Source organism: Synechococcus sp. CS-1328 (genome assembly GCF_025128095.1).
Taxonomy (GTDB): Bacteria; Cyanobacteriota; Cyanobacteriia; order PCC-6307; family Cyanobiaceae; genus CBW1002.
In genome coordinates, this window is sequence record NZ_JAHLYT010000025.1 from 1 (window position 1) to 17,082 (window position 17,082).

Annotated in this window: 13 protein-coding genes and 3 pseudogenes; 6 read left to right on the forward strand and 10 right to left on the reverse strand. The window is 61.3% G+C overall.

Annotated elements, in window-relative coordinates:
* Positions 1 to 268: 268 nt before the first annotated feature.
* Positions 269 to 1,573 (forward strand): hypothetical protein, encoded by a 1,305-nt coding sequence (locus KQ310_RS04140; RefSeq protein WP_259720525.1) that lies wholly within the window; start codon positions 269 to 271, stop codon positions 1,571 to 1,573.
* Here the strand turns inward: KQ310_RS04140 and KQ310_RS04145 are convergent.
* On the reverse strand, positions 1,518 to 2,837 hold the full coding sequence (locus tag KQ310_RS04145; protein ID WP_259720526.1) for a glycosyltransferase: 1,320 nt from the start codon (positions 2,835 to 2,837) through the stop codon (positions 1,518 to 1,520). The two genes, KQ310_RS04140 and KQ310_RS04145, sit on opposite strands and share 56 nt — an antisense overlap.
* A gap of 63 nt (positions 2,838 to 2,900) precedes the next feature.
* Between KQ310_RS04145 and KQ310_RS04150 the strand changes: the two genes are divergently transcribed.
* A complete protein-coding gene (locus KQ310_RS04150) occupies positions 2,901 to 4,076 on the forward strand; it encodes a hypothetical protein (RefSeq protein WP_259720527.1) in 1,176 nt (391 codons plus the stop codon).
* Between the two features lie 10 nt (positions 4,077 to 4,086).
* On the opposite strand, the gene KQ310_RS04155 is transcribed toward KQ310_RS04150, so the two are convergent.
* From KQ310_RS04155 to KQ310_RS04185, 7 genes and pseudogenes are all read right to left on the reverse strand, one after another.
* Positions 4,087 to 4,362, reverse strand: coding sequence for a hypothetical protein (locus KQ310_RS04155; RefSeq protein WP_259720528.1), 276 nt, complete (start codon positions 4,360 to 4,362; stop codon positions 4,087 to 4,089).
* Positions 4,362 to 5,657 (reverse strand): HlyD family secretion protein, encoded by a 1,296-nt coding sequence (locus tag KQ310_RS04160; RefSeq protein WP_259720529.1) that lies wholly within the window; start codon positions 5,655 to 5,657, stop codon positions 4,362 to 4,364. Before KQ310_RS04160 ends, KQ310_RS04155 begins: the two co-directional genes overlap by 1 nt.
* 2 nt (positions 5,658 to 5,659) lie before the next feature.
* Positions 5,660 to 8,635, reverse strand: coding sequence for a peptidase domain-containing ABC transporter (locus tag KQ310_RS04165; RefSeq protein WP_259720530.1), 2,976 nt, complete (start codon positions 8,633 to 8,635; stop codon positions 5,660 to 5,662).
* Positions 8,632 to 9,453 carry a peptidylprolyl isomerase gene (locus KQ310_RS04170; RefSeq protein WP_259720531.1) on the reverse strand — a complete coding sequence of 274 codons (822 nt, stop codon included), beginning with the start codon at positions 9,451 to 9,453 and terminating at the stop codon, positions 8,632 to 8,634. The genes KQ310_RS04165 and KQ310_RS04170 overlap by 4 nt, the downstream gene beginning before the upstream one ends.
* Positions 9,454 to 10,008: 555 nt before the next feature.
* On the reverse strand, positions 10,009 to 10,626 hold the full coding sequence (locus tag KQ310_RS04175; protein WP_259720532.1) for a transposase family protein: 618 nt from the start codon (positions 10,624 to 10,626) through the stop codon (positions 10,009 to 10,011).
* Positions 10,627 to 10,979: 353 nt separating this feature from the next.
* Positions 10,980 to 11,339 (reverse strand): annotated as a pseudogene (locus tag KQ310_RS04180) (ISAs1 family transposase); the annotation flags it as partial.
* 5 nt (positions 11,340 to 11,344) lie between these two features.
* A complete protein-coding gene (locus tag KQ310_RS04185; protein ID WP_311134695.1) occupies positions 11,345 to 12,016 on the reverse strand; it encodes an ISAs1 family transposase in 672 nt (223 codons plus the stop codon).
* 33 nt (positions 12,017 to 12,049) lie between these two features.
* On the opposite strand from KQ310_RS04185, the pseudogene KQ310_RS04190 reads away from it, so the two are divergent.
* The 4 genes and pseudogenes from KQ310_RS04190 to KQ310_RS04205 all read left to right on the forward strand — a co-directional run.
* A pseudogene (locus KQ310_RS04190) lies at positions 12,050 to 12,285 on the forward strand (hypothetical protein); the annotation flags it as partial.
* 70 nt (positions 12,286 to 12,355) lie between these two features.
* Positions 12,356 to 13,975 carry an aldolase gene (locus tag KQ310_RS04195; protein WP_259720534.1) on the forward strand — a complete coding sequence of 540 codons (1,620 nt, stop codon included), beginning with the start codon at positions 12,356 to 12,358 and terminating at the stop codon, positions 13,973 to 13,975.
* Between the two features lie 4 nt (positions 13,976 to 13,979).
* Positions 13,980 to 14,720, forward strand: coding sequence for a 3-deoxy-manno-octulosonate cytidylyltransferase (locus KQ310_RS04200; protein WP_259720535.1), 741 nt, complete (start codon positions 13,980 to 13,982; stop codon positions 14,718 to 14,720).
* Positions 14,717 to 15,391 carry an HAD family hydrolase gene (locus KQ310_RS04205; RefSeq protein WP_259720536.1) on the forward strand — a complete coding sequence of 225 codons (675 nt, stop codon included), beginning with the start codon at positions 14,717 to 14,719 and terminating at the stop codon, positions 15,389 to 15,391. Before KQ310_RS04200 ends, KQ310_RS04205 begins: the two co-directional genes overlap by 4 nt.
* Before the next feature lie 421 nt (positions 15,392 to 15,812).
* Here KQ310_RS04205 and KQ310_RS15965 read toward each other — a convergent pair.
* Positions 15,813 to 16,127 (reverse strand): annotated as a pseudogene (locus KQ310_RS15965) (IS5/IS1182 family transposase); the annotation flags it as partial.
* A 196-nt stretch (positions 16,128 to 16,323) separates the two neighbouring features.
* Positions 16,324 to 16,950, reverse strand: coding sequence for a transposase (locus KQ310_RS04210; protein WP_259720537.1), 627 nt, complete (start codon positions 16,948 to 16,950; stop codon positions 16,324 to 16,326).
* Between the last annotated feature and the right edge of the window lie 132 nt (positions 16,951 to 17,082).

Sequence of the window (17,082 nt, forward strand, 5' to 3'; positions counted from 1 at the left end):
ACGGATGTGCCCTGAGGGGTTTCTGTGACGACGGGCGGCGTTTGGCCTACTGGCGTGATGACCTCTGACTGAGGCGTGATTTGAGTGGACATGGGTGAGGAATTCGGCCTCGTAGTCGCCAAACACTACGGGAATGGGGGGATTTGTCATTAGCGAAGCGCCAGTGGCCGCTGCCGTGTTGTTGGATCACGACATGGCAGGGGCGATCTTGACGGATTCCAGGCTTTGTGCATTTAGGAGCTCTGGAGACTGGCAACGTTGTCCAGCCATGCTGGCCAGCCCATGGATTGTGGACGTGGAACTGGCTGAGCAACTTCGGCTGTGCCGCTCCCAGAACGACTGGGATTCAGTGGCCAGCCTCTACGAGCGGCTGCAGTGGCACCAGCCGGATTCCTTCCCGCTGGCCTTGAACCGCAGCAGTGCCCTCTGGAAGGCCGATCGCCCCCTGGAGGCGCTCCCCGTTGCTGAGCGCGCCCGCGATCTGGCTCCGGAGGAGCCCCTGGGCTGGCGCGGTCTGGGCAGCGTGCTCAAAGACCTGGGGCGCTTCGAAGAGGCCGATGCCGCCTATGGACGCAGCCTGGAGCTGCGCGATGACCCGGCCACCCGTTGGAGCCGAGCCCAGAATCTGATGGGATTGCAGCGCTATGGCGAGGCCTTCACATGGGGGGAGGCTCGGCTTGAGCTGCACAATCCGCCGCCCTATCGCCCTGCTCCCTACTGGCTGGGGTGGCCAGAAGCCGAGGCCGTCACGGTGTGGAGCGAGCAGGGCTTCGGCGACGTCCTTCAGTACCTGCGCTGGTTGCCCCAGCTGGCGGTCAGCGGCAAGCGGATCACCCTGGAGATGGAGGCGCCGTTGGTGTCTCTGGTGCGGGAGGGAATGGGCTGGTGCTTGCCTGCTGGCACCCGGATCCTGCCGAAGTGCCTGCCAGCTGACGCCGAGGCGGCTGCACCTGCAGAATGTCAGGGTTCCCTGATGAGTCTGCCGCTGTTGCTCGGCGGTGATCCCGCCCCGCTGATCCATCAGGCCCATCCCTATCTGAAGAGCAGCCGTTGGCAGCAGGCGCGCCGCCTCCGCAACGGACGGCGGGTGGGGGTGGTGTGGGCGGCGGGGCATCAGCGAGAGGATGCCTACCTGGTGCGCGAATACATCAAGCGCAGCCTGCCGGCCCGGCCGCTGCGCCAGTTGCTGCATGGCTTGCTCGTGCGGGATCTGGAGATTGTGAATCTGCAGATCGGGCCGGATCGGGATCAGCTGCCTGGGTGGGGGGGGAGCTTCTCCGAAGAGCTGCCGGCTGAGGCCGATTTCGCGGCCACCGCGGAGCTCTGCAGCCAGCTCGATCTGGTGATCAGCGTCGACACAGCCACCGCCCATCTGTGCGGAGCCCTGGGCCTGCCGGCCTGGATGCTGCTGCCCTGGGCCGCCGATTCACGCTGGCTGCGGGGGCGGCGGAACTCCGATTGGTATCCAACACTCAAGCTGCTGCGTCAGCCGAGCCATGGCGACTGGCAGGGGCTGATCACCTTGGTGATGGCCCATCTGGATCTGTGGTGCGCAGATCAAGCTCTTCGCTGAACAGCCGCTCATAGGCCTCAACCGATTCCTCCAGGCTGAAGTACTTCTCGATGGTGCGGCGGGCCGCAGCACCCAGCCGTCTGGCCTGCTCCGGTTGGAGCAGCAGTTCCAGCAGCGCAGCGGCGAGCTGATCGGGTTGATCGAAGGGCACCAGGATTCCGTTGTGGCGGTGCTGGATCACCTCCTCCACCGGGGCCGAACGGGAGGCCACCACGGGGGCACCGCAGGCCATCGCCTCGAGCAGGCTCCAGGAGAGGGCATAGGGATAGGTGAGGTAGGTGTGGGCGCTGCTGAGCCGAAACAGCTGCAACAGGTCTGGGTGGGATAAGCGCTCCACCACATGCAGACGTTTGCCCTGGCTGGAGTTCCGCAGCCGTTCCAGCTGTTCCGCGATGCTGGGGTCCTGCTCTGGGCCACTGGATCCATAGGCACTCTGCTGGGATCCCACAATCACCACCCGCACCCGGGGGTGCGCCCTCAGCAGGGCGGGAAGCGCCTTCAGAAACACCGGAGCGCCGCGCAGGGGTTCAAGGGCGCGGCTGGCGAAGGTGAGGATCGGCTCGCCCCGGCGCAGAACACTGCCATCGGGGAGGAGCAGGTCTGGTTCCTCCTCAGCGCCCCTCTCTCCGAGGGAGGCCGAAGCGGGGCGAATGCTGGTCACGTCCACCCCTTCATGAATCACCCGCAGATGGGGGTGCCAGGCCGCCGGAAAGCTGTCGCGTTGAAAGATGGTGGGAACCACGGCCGCATCGCAGCTGGTGAGGGCGGCTGCGGCCAGCAGGTTCTGCCGGTCGATGCGCTGCTGCTGCTCCGGGGTGCACTGCTCGCTGGGTCGGTGGAAGCCATAGCCCAGACTCTGGGGGCTGCCATAGAGCTCCGGGTACACGATCAAGCGGCAGCGGGGCCAGATCGCGCGCAGATGCAGGGCTTCCCCCCAGGCGGAGTGCACAATCGCGACGTCGGGTTCGTAGCCCTCCTGCTGGAGGCGGCGGGCTGCCGCGGCTACGGCAACGCCGCGCCGCAGGCTGTTTTCGAGCTCCGAATCGATACAGACGGATTCAGATGGCTCCGCATAGGAATAGTGGTGATACGCGATACCGGCGTTTTCAAGATCCACTTGGCGATTGCCAATCGCAGTGATGCTGTGCCCACGTTCGAGAAAGCAGGGGGCCAGGTCGCGGAATTGCCCGGGAAAGTTCTGATGGACGAGCAGCAATTGCATGGTGGGTTTGGTGGCGCCGCCCGCTGTGGCCGTTCTGCTCATTGGCTTCCCTTATACTCTCCCCCACTTACACGTTGCTCCGGCATCCCAACCGGTGGCTGGCCCATGCCCTCGTTTCGTCGATTTCTGCAGCGCTTCCTTGCCGGCGGTGCTCCCCGCTCGATCGACGATGTGGATCTCGTTTCGATCGGAGGAACTGGGATCAAGCCTCCTGATCGTCTGAACATCCCCTTGCTGGTGCGCGACAAGCCCTGGTCGGTGGTGCGCCTGCACACGATCTTCCGCGACCTGGATCGCAACCCGGGTGAGTTGTCGGACCGGGAGGCGCGGTATGCGCGTCATTGCCTGTCGTCGTTCTGGCTGGCGGTGCCTGTGGATCAGCTGGAGGCGCTCTATGCCACCGGCCTGGGGGAGCTGCAACGGGCCATTCTGGCCAGTGCCCTGTGTGGGGCGCCGTTGGCCAGTGATGAGTTCCTCTGGCGCGATCGTCTGGCCCAGCGCCTGAGCGACGATCACAATCGCCCGGAACGCACCAACCTGTTGCTGGCGGCGATGCCCTATTTCGCCCCCGAGGCGCTACGGATCGCTGATCCCCTGCAGCGGGTGCCCCAATGGCTGCTCGCGGATTACGCCAGCCATTGCGAACCCGCACTGCAGGCCCGCCTGCGGGGGCCGGCCGGGTTGCTCGCTTCGTCTTTGGACGCGCAACCGCCCCAGGTCCCTCTAGTGGAAGAGCCGGAAGTTCCTGTCGCGCCGCCTGCCACGGCCCCCTTGCCGATCCATTCCGAGGCCGCCGAGGAGCCGGATGGGCTCACGCTGCCCACCCTGTCCCGCAGGGAACCGGCCGATGCCATGGCCCTGTTCAGCTCGGAAGCGGCCGTGAACCGGATGGCGGCGCTGATCAATCTCTTCTCGATCGACCCCGAAGATGCCGAAACCCACAAGGAGCTGGCAGGCCTGCGGCGGATCATCGGTCAGCTGTGGCTGAACGTGGAGCCGCAGAGCATGGAGGCGCTCTACCGCTCTGGTGTGGGCACGGTGTACCGCAGCCTTCTCACCTGTGGTTTCGGTGCCGTGCCCCTGAACGAGCGTGATCTGGAAGCTCGCGCCCAGTTGGTCCCCTGGGTGCAGGATCTGAGCCGCCAGAAGGCCCTGAATGCTCTGCTGGCTGTGCTTCCCTTCTTCGCGCCTGGCAAGATTCGTCTGGCCGGTGGGGAAGAGCATCTGCCGGCCTGGCTGATCGCTGAGTTGGCCAGGCTCACCGGAGTGGAAGGCTCATGAGCGGCAAAGCTCAGTTGTGAAACTCCTTCCACACCAGCCAGTAGGAGGCGTAGCCCACGGCAGGCACGAAGATCACCGGCAACAGGGCAAAGCCCATCAGCGTGGGTAGACCCAGCACCAGGGGAATCAGGCAGAGTCCGAGATAAAATAGGCTGAGGAGCAGGATGGCATTGCGCCGCCGCCGGATCCAGGCACTCAGCCGATAGAGCTGCACCTCCAGCCGCCGCCGCCGCCGTTCGGCCGGAGGCAGATGGCGCCACCAGGTGGAGCGATGCTTGGGGGCCATCAGCGCAACCGCTCGAGGCCGCGTCGCCTGTCTTCGAACAGGCTGGTGAGGATGTTGATGAAGCGCCGCTCCCGCAAGGTGAGATCTGCGGTGAGCGACATGCCGGCCTGCAGTGGCACTGAGCGCTGGCCCACGGTGAGGGATTGCTGGTTGAGCTGCAGGGTGGCAGGGAAGTAAAGGCCCTTGGCTTCACTGCCGAGCACGCGGGTCAACTCCTCCGGTGTGAGTGCGTCGGAGCCGATGCGCTTCACCGTGGCGGGGATGCGGCCGTAATCGGAGGCGTCAAAGGTGTCGACGGAGAGATCGGCCTGCTGCCCGATGCGCACAAAGCCGATGGCCTTGTTGGGGAGATAAACGCGCGCCTGGAGATTGTCCTGCGGTACGATCTTCATCAGCGGTTTTTCGGGTTGCTGCTGCACCACACTCTGGCGCCCCACGCTGATGTCGAATACCACACCGCTGCTGGGGGCAGTGATCTGGTTGTAGCGCAGCAGCAGGCGGGCATCACTGATCTGCTTGTCGAGTTCGCTGATCTGGCGCAGGTTTTCCTCGATCTTGCCGCGCAGATCCACCTGGGATCCGGAATCGGTGTTGACCAGGGTGGCCTGCAGCCGATCCACCTCACGCTCTTCGGCGGCAATCCTGGCCTGCACTTCGTCCACGGTGTTCTGAGCGTCGAGGGCCTGCACCTCGCTCACGGCGCCGCTGCGGGCCAGGTCGCGGTAGCGGCGGGCGATGTTCTCGGCGGTGGCCAGATTTGTGCGGAGGCCAGAAAGCGTGGCGCGGCTTTTGAGCAAGGCTTCACTGGCGGCGCGGCTGCTGCTGGTGAGGGCCAGTTTCTGGTTGATCAGTTGCTGGCGCTGGTTGGGGGTGAGGGCACCGGGCTCGATCTCACCGAGGGCGGCGCGGTAGACGGCGTTCTCGTTGATCAGGCGGCTGCGCACGGCTTCGGCGGTGCGCAGCTTGGTGCGGGCATCGCTGAGATCAAAGCGCAGCAGGGGATCACCTTGTTTCACGGTCTGACCTTCCTTGACCAGCACCTCGTCGACCAATCCGGGCACGGGAGCATCCACGTCTTTGACGCGGGTGCCTGGTTCGAGTTTTCCCTGCACGGCGATGGTTTCCGAGAGGGGCGCCACCACCGCCCAGAGGAAGGCGGCGAGGGTGCCCCCCACCAGGGTCCACACGAACACCGAGGAGGCGCGGGTGGTTTTACGCAGCACCACTGGATGGCTGAACTCCCAGTCCTGCTGGCGGGGAACGAGGTCGGTGGATTCGGCGGGACGCTTGGCCATGGTCAGCTGAGACCCTCCTGGTTCTGGCTCTGGAAGAGGGCGTAATACCAACCGCGGCGATCCATGAGTTCGTTGTGGCTACCCACCTCCATGATGGCGCCTTGGTCCATGAGCACGATCATGTCGGCCGGCCGCACGGTGCTGAGCCGGTGGGTGATGAAAAACACCGTGCGACCGCGGAAGGCTTCGAAGAGGTTGAGACACACCTGCCGTTCGGTGCGGGCATCGAGGGCGCTGGTGGCTTCATCGAGGATGAGCATGCGGGGGTTCTGCAGCACAGCCCGGGCCAGGGCCATGCGCTGGCGCTGGCCGCCGGAGAGGCCGGCACCGCGTTCACCCACGCTGGAGTTGTAGCCCTGCGGCATCTCCATGATGAAGTCGTGGGCGCAGGCGATCTTGGCGGCGCGGATGATTTCATCGGCGGTGGCATCGGGCTTCACCAGCAGCATGTTGTCTTTGATCGTGCCATCAAACAGGAGGCTGTCCTGCGGCACCACGCCGATCTGGCGGCGGAGGGAATAGAGCTCCACCTTGTTGATGTCGAGCCCGTCGATCTTGACGCTGCCTGATTCGGGGCGATAGAAGCGGGGCAACAGCTTCAGCACCGTGCTTTTGCCGCTGCCGGAGCCGCCCACCATGCCCACGAACGCTCCCGTGGGCACATCCAGGGTCACGCCATGGAGCACGCGGGGAGCATCCTCGTTGAAGCGGAAGGTCACGTCAGTGATCTGCACATGGCCTTGAAGAGGAGGCATCGGGATATTGGTGGCTTCCTCTTCTGTCTGCTCGGTGGTGCGATCCACCACGTCGGCCACGAGGCGCAGCTGTTCATTGCAGCGCTTGAATTGCTGCCAGGTTGAGACAAGCTTCACCAAGGGGCCCGTGATGTAGCCGGCGATGATGCGGAAGGCGATGAAGCCACCGAGGCTGATCTGATTCTGCATCACCAGATAGATGCCGAAGCCGATCACCAACAGGCCATTGAGGTCGTTGATGAACTTGGCCAGGTTGCCGGTGGTTTCGGTGGTGAGCCGCAGCTTGAAATCTTCGCCGATGAAGCGGGCGTAGCGGTTCTGGAATTCCCAGCGGGTCTTGAGTTCGGCGTTCTGGGATTTGATTGTCTGAATCCCGGTGATCGCCTCGTTGAGGTAGGAGTAGGTGCTGATTGAGTGTCCGATGCTGCGCTTCAGCTGCACTTCCACTATGGGATTACTCACCAGGGCCAGGATCACGAAGAGCGGCAAGGTGCTGAGGGTCACCAGGGTGAGCAGGGGGTTGATGGCCAGGAGGATGCCGATGTAGAGGATGCTGAACAGAAAATCCACAATCGTGGTGAGGCTCTGGCCGATCAGGAATTCGCGCAGCCGATCGAGCTGGGTGAAGTAGAAGGTGATCTGCCCCACGGGCCGGCTGTCGAAGAAGCCCTGGGGCAGGCGCACCAGCTGATCGAGGATGGTGGATTTGGTGGCCTGGTCGACCCGGTTGGCTACACCGGTGAAGATGAAGCTGCGCAGGCCGCGGGTGAAGGCGGTCACCAGATTGGCGAGCAGCAGCAGCGAGGCGATGCTGATCAGGGCGTTGAAGTTTCCGGTGCGGGCCACCTGATCGATCAGCACCTGCATGCCGAGGGGGGTGGCGAGCATCAGCAGGTTCAACACGAAGGAGGCGGCGAGCACCTCGATCAGTTCGCGGCGGTGTTCGCGGAGGTAGGGGAGATACCAGCCCCAGCTGAAGCGGCTGTCTTTGCTTTCGGGCTTGCGCTGGAACAGGAGGATCTCGATCCGATCGCTGCCGGCGGTGGCCAGGTCCTCGGCAGGCAGCTTCAGGGCGCCGATCTCCGCTTCAAGCAGGCGCACCATGCCATCAGGATCCACCCCATCGAGCAGGCCGATGTGGCCGTCCTGCAGCAGCAGGGCGGGGGTGGGCACGCGGCGCAGCTGGGTGAGGGGCACTTCGGAGAGCATCACCTGCAGCCCGATGCCATTGATCAGTTGGCCGAGGTTCACCAGGTTGAGCTGGCTCTGGCGTTGCAGGATCGCCTCGATCTGATCGATCAGGTTGTCGCGGTTGAGCGGCACGCCGAAATAGCGAGCCAGGGCCTCGCAGATGGCCAGGGGAATGTCGCGCGGGCCACTGGCGCGGCGCAGGCGCAGGGCACCACCGCCGAGGCTGCCGGATTCAGCCCGTTCGGCATCGGGCAAGGGGGCGAGGCTGTACTCGCCGGGTTGAAGTGTGTTGGCCAGCTGGGCCAGGTCGGAGCTGCCGTGGAGCACTGGCGCGAGGGCTCCGCCTGGATCGACCTGGTTCGCCAGGGCCGGCAGGCCGATCAGGCGCAGCCATTGGCTGGCGTTTCGCTCAGTCTCGGCGTCTTCGGCAGTGGCGGCGAAGGGGGCGCCGCTGGCGCAGAACCAGAGCCGATCGGCGCTGGCGAGGGCGTCGGTGGGCCAGGGGGCCTCGGGCGGCTGGCTGAGCAGGCAGGCTTCGGAGCGTACTGCCGGCCAGTGCTCGAGTTGGGGCAGCCAGCTGTGGTCGCGCTGCACCAGGCTGAGCAGCAACTGGTGCAACTCGGCGGCGGGCTGCTGCTGGGCCAGCCAGGCGCCGAATTCTGGGTTGGAGCGCAGCAGCGCATGGAAGCCATCTGCCGGCAGGAAGAGGGCATCGAGCTCGGTGCTGGCCCGCAGATGTTCGCGGGGGGCGCCATGCACAAGTCCGAGCCAGCCGGTGATGGATCCCGGCTCCAGCCGTTCGATGGTGCTGCGCAGCTGGCGGGCCGGGTCGTGGGCGAGGCTACGCACCTGGCCGCGAACGATCAGCCACACGCCTTCGGGCATGGAGCCTTCGTGCACCAGCACCTGGCCGAGGCCATAGCGGCGCGCTTGCAGTTGCTGGGCGAGGTGGGAGCGTTGGTCGGGGGTCCAGGTGTTGAAGGGCGGGAAGCCGGCCAGCAGCCCTTCGATGGCGGTGAGGGTGGTGCTCATGCGGAGGCCAGCAGGTGGCTGGGCAGGGGAGGCAACGGTTCGCCGGCCATGAGCTGCATGACGCGCGTCTCAAACCACTCCGCGAAGAGTTCGTCGCGCATGGCGGAGCGGGTGGCGTCGTTGAGTTCGGCGGGGAACCAGTGCTCGAGCCGCAGCAGCAGCCACATGTTCACGAGTTGGAAGGGCTCCAGAAGCTGGCCGGGCCGACTCACCCTCAGGCGCTTGACCACCTCCTCGTGGGCCGTGGTGAATGAAACAGGGCCCACCCGGCCCTTGGTGTGCCGTTCCTGGCCAAGGGAAAAGCGCTCGGCCAGATCAGCGAAATCGCTTTCGCCTTCCAGGATGCGCTGGTGCAGCTCTTCGGCCACATGCTGCTCCTCCACCCGGATGAGGGAGTAGATCACCCGATCGAGATCGAGCTTGCGCTCCAGAAAGCGGATCTCCACCTCTGCTTCAAACAGGCGCTGCTTGAAGATCTCAAGCCGGTGGCCCTTGGTGGCGAAGTAGCGCATGTCTTCCTCGGCGATCCCCTTGCGCGCCAGGAAGGCAGCCAGCCCTTCGGGACCATTCACCTCTTCCCGTTCCAGGTACTGATGGACCAGGTCTTCGACGGTTTCAGGGTCGAGGGAGATGGTGCGCATCACTTCGTCGTAGATGCTGGCCTGGGCCACGGCAAGCACAAGGCCCTGTTGCCGCATCAGGCGGTTGAGCTCCGCCACGGACATCCAGGGCCGACCTGGCGGGATCTCGATCAGAAGGGCATGATCCTGCTCGATCGGGGCCTGTTGCGCTGTGCTGGCACTGGGGGATGGAGCCATGGGGCCAGTGTATGGCGAGCGTGCGGGGAGCCGTGTTTTGGGCCTGGAGTGCCCTGTCCTCCTGCCTCGGTAACATCCGATACGCCCCTGTGGGCAGGGCTGATTAAAAGTTTCACCCTGTAATGGTTTTTTTGGTTGTCGCCGGACCATCGCCAGTATTGCCGTGATGGCGTGCATCACCGCCTGCAGGCCCTCGCGGATCGAGTCGAATCCGGCTAAGCGCAATAGGTTCAGCGCACCGGTGCGCAGCGCCGCCATCACCCCGGCACCGTTACCGCGGTAGCGGTGCTTGTCCTCGTGGAGCTGGGTGTCACGGATCCAGTGCCAGCTCTCGACGCTCCAGCGCTCTCTCACCAGCTGCAGCAGTGCTTTTGGGGACGTACGCAAGCTGGTCATGAATCGGTGCGTAGTCTTGAATGGCTTTCCTTCACGGGTGCCCCTGGCGACCACCTCAATGATCAGACTCGTGATCCGTTGCCATGAAAGAGATCTTGCGCTTGCCAAGCAGCTGACTGGCGATCTGCCTGTTGAGGGTTTTCTGGTTGGCCTTGACCGTCAAGAGGAAGTCGGCCCCCTGCTCCGTGAGCTGCTGAAAAACGGCTTTTGCGTATGGAGAGCGTCCGCCTGAATCAGCACACCTTCCAGATCCAGCTCCCCGAGAAGCATCTTGAGCACTGCTCGTTCGTGATTCTGGCTGGTGGCGTAGCAGGCCTGAGCGATCGCCACACCCAGGGCTGCGGAGTACAGCGTCACCTGAGCGATGAACGCAGAGCCGCCACCCCTGGTTGGCTCGATTGAGCCACGCAGGGTCTTGCCGTCACACACCAGCTGATCGAGATCCGTGATGCCACCTGGGATCTGAGCGATCGTCCAGTCAGGGATGGCGGCACAGACGGCGGCGACGTCCACCTGCAGAAAGAAGTAGTGGAAGGCTGAATCGGAAGGTGGGCGCCTGAGCTCAATCCCCAGGGCCTCTGTGAGAACACCGTGATGCCGGTTGGCAAAGCGCTCCAGATCCCGGAGGCTCTCGCATTTGCTCAGGATCCCAAGCACCGCCACCAGCAGCAGGTACCAAGCCGGAATGCGTACGCCCCGGCGCATGCGGGCATCCGGGATCGCCTTGAGGAAGCTGATCAGGTCGAGATCGATGGCGGCAGAAACGCTTTGGGGCACTGAGAGGAGGCAATCCCACCGACCTCAACCCATGCTCGCGGCCATGGCAACAACGCCTGTGACACACTTTGAATCAGCCCTGGGTAGTGCAGGGCACCGCGGTGGTGGAAAAGGACGGCGTAGAGGAGCTGGTGGGCGAGAACCAGAGCACCTACATCCCAGGGCTTATTAGAAGTTATCCAGATGCCAGTGGCCGCAGAGGGTTCTTGCCAGCCCGGTAGCCGCAGCAAAGCCTTGATGTCGTGCGACACAGCAGCGAGCCCCTCTGCGATGGACCAGAACCCATCCAGCCGCAGCGCGTTTATCGCCATGCTCCTGAGCGTGGCCATGATCTGAACACCGTTCTCCTCCCGGTAACGGTGGGCGTCTTCCCGCAACTGGGTATCGCGAGGCCAGTGCCAGCTGTTCTCAATGCTCCAGTGATCACGCACGTGCTGCAGCAAGGCCCTGGCGTTGGTTCGCAACGTCGTGACGTAGTAACGGGTCTCATCGGTTGGCTTGCCGTCTCGGAGGCCCTTGCTGCGCACTGCGATCACCGTGGCGCTGCCGGGCCAGTTCTCCACCACCCACGCCGGAGCCGGCATGCCGCGCAGGGTCCAGGTGATGTCGCGGCCATGCTTCCGCTCGCGCTTTCTGACCCGCAGCGGTGCCGTCCTCCCGTAAGTCAGGCGATCCTTGATCACCTGAAAACCCTTGCGGCGGCTGTGTTTCACCGCGATCAGGAAGTCGGCTTCACGCTTCTCGAGGTAGAGAAAAAAGGGCGGTTCGTATGCAGCGCATCCGCCTGTACCAGCAGCCCCTCGAGCTCCACCCGATCCAGCAGCTTGCGCAACGCCGCGATCTCACCGCCGGCATCGGTGGCGTAGGTGCTTTGCGCGATCGCCACGCCGAGGTTGTTGGAATACAGGCTGACCTGAGCGATGAAACGCGCTGCGCCAGAAGCGGTCTCGTCTATCGAGCCCCGTAGCGTCTTGCCGTCGCAGACCAGGGTGTCGACGGGTTCGGCATCGCCGATCTGGGTGCTCATCCAGTCCTGGAGCAGCTTCTCAAAGCCCTCCACGTCCAACTGAGCCACCAGCAGCCGGAAGGTGGAATCCGACGGCGGCTTGGCGACATGGGTGCCCAGCAGTTCGTTCAGTGTCTTGCGGTGACGCTTGGCAAAACGCTCCATTCCCAACAGTGAGCCCTGGTTGCTGAGGATCGCGAGGATCGCCACCAGCAGCATCCGCCACTGCGGGAATCGGATCCCACGACGCATGCGGCAATCAGGCAGGGCCTTGAGGAAGCTGATCAGATCGGTTGCTGTGGCTGGGGTTTTGAGGTGGGATGCCAACGGAGAGGAGCTGTTCTTGCGAACCAAACCGCAGCTGACAGCGTCGAACCAGTGCAACTAGGACAGACTTCTAATGGGCCCTGACCTAACATCCCGCTGGGAGCTAAGCACCAGCTTACCAACCTGGGCAAGATACGGTGCAGAAGATCGAGGTGCAGAGCGGCCCCTACCTGGGCGAAGACGACATCGTGAGGTTCGAGGATCGCTATGGGCGCAGTGATCAGCAATTAACATCGCCGAGATTGCAAGCCCCTGCGATTGGAGGGCAGCGCGTTACACCAGCGGGAGCCACTCAACGACATTCGTGTGCTAATATCTGCGAGTAAGTCCAGTGGTTAATTGTGGCGCATACAAGGCGCTAGGTCCAGGCTTTCAAAATCAGGAATTCATCACTTCATGACCACCTCAGGCGAATCCCTCGTTCTCGACTGCACACTGCGAGATGGTGGATACTACAACTCATGGGATTTCCCGGTACCACTAATCGAGGACTATCTCCTCGCCATGAAGGCGGCGCAAGTCGATGTGGTGGAACTTGGCTTCAGATTTCTGAAGAATCAAGGCTTCAAGGGGCCCTGCGCCTACACAACCGACGACTTCCTGCTGAGTATGACCATTCCGCATGGATTGACGGTGGGAGTGATGCTCAATGGATCTGATCTCTGTACTGATCTGGGATGCGAGCCAGCGCTTGAACGGCTCTTTCCCGCACCTGCCGTTGCCTCACCCGTTGATCTCGTACGCATTGCGTGTCATTTCCATGAGCTTCCGAAAGCGCTACCCGCTGCAGGTTGGCTGGCTAAGCGTGGTTATCGGATCGGTTTCAACCTGATGCAGATCGCCGACCGCACTCGTGAAGAGGTGGCCGAACTCACTCGCATGGCGAACGACTGGCCGATCGAGGTGCTCTATTTCGCCGACAGCATGGGAAGCATGACGGGCAACGACATCGCCACTATTACCGGGTGGTTGCGTGAAGGCTGGGATGGGCCGATCGGCATCCACACCCACGACAACATGGGGCTGGCACTGTCGAACACGTTGCGAGCTCAGGCTGAGGGAGTGAGCTGGCTTGACGCAACTGTGACCGGGATGGGCCGAGGCCCGGGGAACGCTCGTACCGAGGAGCTTACGATCGAAGCCGAGGTTCTGCGGGTTCGACGCGCCAATCTTGTGCCGCTCATGACCCTGATTCGCAAGCATTTTGCTCCGATGAAGGCGAAGTTCGGCTGGGGCACAAACCCCTTTTACTACCTGGCTGGCAAGTATGGCATCCATCCCACCTACGTTCAGGAAACAATGGGTGATGCCAGATACAGCGAAGAAGATATCCTTGCCGTGATTGATCACCTACGTGCTGAAGGCGGAAAGAAGTTCAGCTTCGACACCCTCGAGGGAGCCCGCAACTTTTATGTAGGCTCTCCCCGAGGTAGCTGGAAACCGGCAGAAGCAATGGCTGGCCGGGATGTGCTGATCCTCGCCACAGGCCCTGGTGTGGCGGCCCATCGACCCGCACTCGAAGCTTACATTCGTCGGGCCCGTCCCTTGGTCATCGCTCTCAATACCCAGTCTGCGATCGACACACAGCTGATTCACCTTCGCATTGCCTGCCATCCGGTTCGGCTGTTGGCAGATGCAGAAGCCCATGCCGCCCTGCCTCAGCCCCTGATTACTCCGGCCTCAATGTTGCACGAGAGTATCTTATCGGAACTTGGCGACAAAGAACTTCTAGATTTTGGCATAGGCATCGAACCTGGTCTCTTCGAGTTTCACGAAACCCACTGCATAACACCCACCTCATTGGTCCTAGCTTATTCCCTGGCAGTAGCTACCAGCGGAAAGGCAGCCAGAATTCTAATGGCTGGATTCGATGGGTATTCTCCTGGAGATACGAGGAATAATGATGTTGAAGCAATGCTGTCTGCTTTCTCATCCACAGGCGTAGACTGCAGCCTTGAATCGATCACTCCTACAATTTATAAAGGCCTAGCAGCTCGCAGCCTCTACGGAATGTGAATCCATGCGCTCCTGTGTTATTATTCCTGCCCGCTACTCCTCAAGCCGGTTTCCCGGCAAGCCATTGGTCTCGCTACTTGGCAAGCCGATGGTCTTGTGGGTCGCCGAGCTTTCGGCAAAGGCCGTTGGAAAGCAGAATGTATTTGTAGCTACCGAGGATGAACGTATTGCCAAAGTTGTTCGTGAAGCTGGCTTTTCTGCTTTGTTGACAAGCCCACAAGCACTTACTGGAACCGATCGGTTGGCTGAAGCCGCAAAGATGGTTGACTATGACACTTACATAAACGTACAGGGCGACGAACCCTTGGTAGAGCCAGGGGACATCCTCCAATGCATTAGCATTAAATCCGAGAATCCAGATGTGATTGTCAATGGATTCTGCTGGATCGAGCATAACGAAGATCCGGCCTCTGTCAACATCCCTAAAGTCATTGCCAACGAGACTGGCTTTATGGTTTATATGTCACGATCTCCATTGCCGGGCTTCAAAGACACAAGTAATGCGCCTTTAAAGTATATGAAGCAAGTGTGCATTTATGGCTTTAATCGGGATGAGCTGCAAGCCTTTGCAAGTTACGAAAGGAAGAGTTCACTTGAGCGACACGAGGACATTGAAATCTTGCGCTTCCTGGAACTAAACCGCCGCATCCTTATGTACGAATGCTCCCCAGGAAGTCTTGCAGTAGACGTTCCTGAGGACGTAGCGAAGGTAGAAGAAGTCCTAAAAAATCGAGCCACATCATGAACTTAGACAGCTACGCAACGATAGTCTTTGACTGTGACGGGGTCATCCTGGATTCGAACCGGGTTAAGACAGAGGCGTTCCGTATCGCGGCCATGCCTTATGGCGAGGCAGCCGCCGCTGCGCTCGTCAAGCACCATATCTCCAATGGAGGCGTCTCTCGCTATGTCAAGTTTGCGTACTTCCTTGAAACCATTGTTCCTAAACATGCACCCCATCTGATTCCTGAAATCGAAGTAACTGCATTGGAGCAGTTGCTATCGTCATATGCACAAACGGTCCGGTCAGAGCTGATGAATTGCAGAGTAGCTGAGGGACTCGATGAGTTACGCGCAGCTACACCTAGCGCTCGCTGGTTGATTGCCTCAGGAGGAGATCAGTCGGAATTGAGAGATATCTTTAATGCACGCGGTCTCTCAAGCCTTTTTGACGGTGGGATCATGGGGAGTCCAGATACCAAGGAAGTCATCCTTAGGCGTGAGATAGAGCTAGGAAATATTATTTTCCCCGCCCTATTCTTGGGCGATAGTCGTTATGATCACCAAGCGGCTACTAATTCTGGGCTTGACTTTATATTCGTCTCTGGCTGGACCGAGCTAAAGGGGTGGCCAGAATTGGTGGAAAGAAATAATCTCTTCCATGTTAGGAGGCTTTGTGATCTTTGCAGTACCTAGGATAAATCAAGATACATAGGGCTTGCCGAGGAACCCAGAACCTTTGCAGGGTAGTTGATTCCAGCGACAGTCTCGGGTTGGGATCAGGCGAAATCAGCCATTTCTGGCTTAGAAGAACTCGCTGGCTCGACAATGTACGTCTTTCAGAGTGCTGGCCAGCTAGGAGCCTGTCGCGCATAGATCGTCGGATAAAAATCGAGGGCTTTCCCACCACGATGGGAAGCCAGGCCGGAATCAGACAGGGAAAGCAGCGAATTGATGTTTTCGCGCTGGCTCGCTGAAATCGTAGATAGCGCAATCGATCTCAAGCATCAGGCGTCGCTGAAGCAAGATTGCCTTTGAGACCACGCCGAGACCGCATTGGGCGTTGGCATGGAGCGAGTTGGTTCGTTTTGCTCAAAACGGCCTATGTGCAACACGCTCCTAGTCGCTTGCCAGATAGCCGTATGTTGTTCCTCGTGCAGAAATTTCGATTCTTCGTGTTGATGTAGATGCGATCGGCGCAGATTCGCTCAGGGTAACAGCCGTGTTCTTGCTTATACTTCTTGGCTTGGGGAATCAGGTCCTCGCCCTCATTGTATGGATCCCAGCTGATCCTGTGCAAGAATTCAAAGCCATTGTGCACGGAAACACTGATTTTGGCGCCAAACTCAACAGCGGCACTTGCCTTGCCGCGAACAATGGGACGAACCTGCCGCTGAACTAAGTTGACGATGCGGTCGGGAATACTGCGCGACTTGGTTGCGCCCCTTCGAGTGGTGTAACTCAGGAGGTCCTGTGACCCTTTCTGGAGGGTGAACAGGAGCAGTCAGGGGATGACTGCTTGGGAGCTGATTGCACAGCTCCATCGATCCACTATGAACCCTGATCGCTGAATATGCAACTCAGCGATCGAGGGGATTCGTGTAGATCGAGGAAGGAGTTGGTGCGTTTCAGCTCATGGCTACTGACGCCCGCTCGGTCGGATCACCATCGGTGGGCTCCAGCAGCTCCTTGAGCTCGGGGATTTTGGCCATGCTGGCCTCGGAGAAGCAGCGGCGGCGCTCCAACTGCCATTCCTCCTGCTGCTCCAGCAGCTGGCTGCCAACCAGCCGCACGATCGCGGCGTCATTGGGGAAGATGCCGACCACATTGGTGCGGCGTTTGATCTCCTTGTTGAGGCGCTCGAGCGGGTTGGTGCTCCAGATCTTGCGCCAGTGCTCCTGGGGGAAGTGCAGGAAGGCCAGTACGTCGTCCCGGGCGGCTTCCATCACGGGCACGGCGCCGGGGAACTGCTTGCGCAGCATCTCGGTGACCTGCTGCCAGTGGGCTTTGACCTGCTCAGGCTTCTGGATCACAAACACCGCTTTCATCGCCGCCGCCACCATGTCCTGGCCAACGTTTGGGACATGACTCAGGAGGTTGCGCAGGAAGTGCACTCGGCACCGCTGCCAGCTGCTGCCCTGGAACATGCGCTTGATCGCGGCTGTCAGCCCCAGGTGGGCATCCGAAATCACCAGCCGCGTGTCAGTCAGGCCACGCTCTTCTGCTTCGCAGAAGCCTGCGGCTATTTGTGCCACGAGTCAAACGTTCATCATGAACACTGACGCAACTACATCGAGGATGGGAGTGTGTCCTCCCGGAGCCGGCCTGCAGGGGCAGGCTCCAAACCACCCCATGCTGCTGCGTTCAAAAGGCGCGGTGGTGAGCGA

Bases quoted from the DNA above. Each gene is read 5' to 3' on its own strand.
- KQ310_RS04205 (WP_259720536.1), top strand. From the start codon at position 14,717: ATGAACTTAGACAGCTACGCAACGATAGTCTTTGACTGTGACGGGGTC.
- KQ310_RS04165 (WP_259720530.1), bottom strand. From the start codon at position 8,635: ATGAGCACCACCCTCACCGCCATCGAAGGGCTGCTGGCCGGCTTCCCG.
- KQ310_RS04170 (WP_259720531.1), bottom strand. From the start codon at position 9,453: ATGGCTCCATCCCCCAGTGCCAGCACAGCGCAACAGGCCCCGATCGAG.
- KQ310_RS04150 (WP_259720527.1), top strand. From the start codon at position 2,901: ATGCCCTCGTTTCGTCGATTTCTGCAGCGCTTCCTTGCCGGCGGTGCT.
- KQ310_RS04160 (WP_259720529.1), bottom strand. From the start codon at position 5,657: ATGGCCAAGCGTCCCGCCGAATCCACCGACCTCGTTCCCCGCCAGCAG.
- KQ310_RS04195 (WP_259720534.1), top strand. From the start codon at position 12,356: ATGACCACCTCAGGCGAATCCCTCGTTCTCGACTGCACACTGCGAGAT.
- KQ310_RS04145 (WP_259720526.1), bottom strand. From the start codon at position 2,837: ATGAGCAGAACGGCCACAGCGGGCGGCGCCACCAAACCCACCATGCAA.
- KQ310_RS04200 (WP_259720535.1), top strand. From the start codon at position 13,980: ATGCGCTCCTGTGTTATTATTCCTGCCCGCTACTCCTCAAGCCGGTTT.
- KQ310_RS04155 (WP_259720528.1), bottom strand. From the start codon at position 4,362: ATGGCCCCCAAGCATCGCTCCACCTGGTGGCGCCATCTGCCTCCGGCC.
- KQ310_RS04140 (WP_259720525.1), top strand. From the start codon at position 269: ATGCTGGCCAGCCCATGGATTGTGGACGTGGAACTGGCTGAGCAACTT.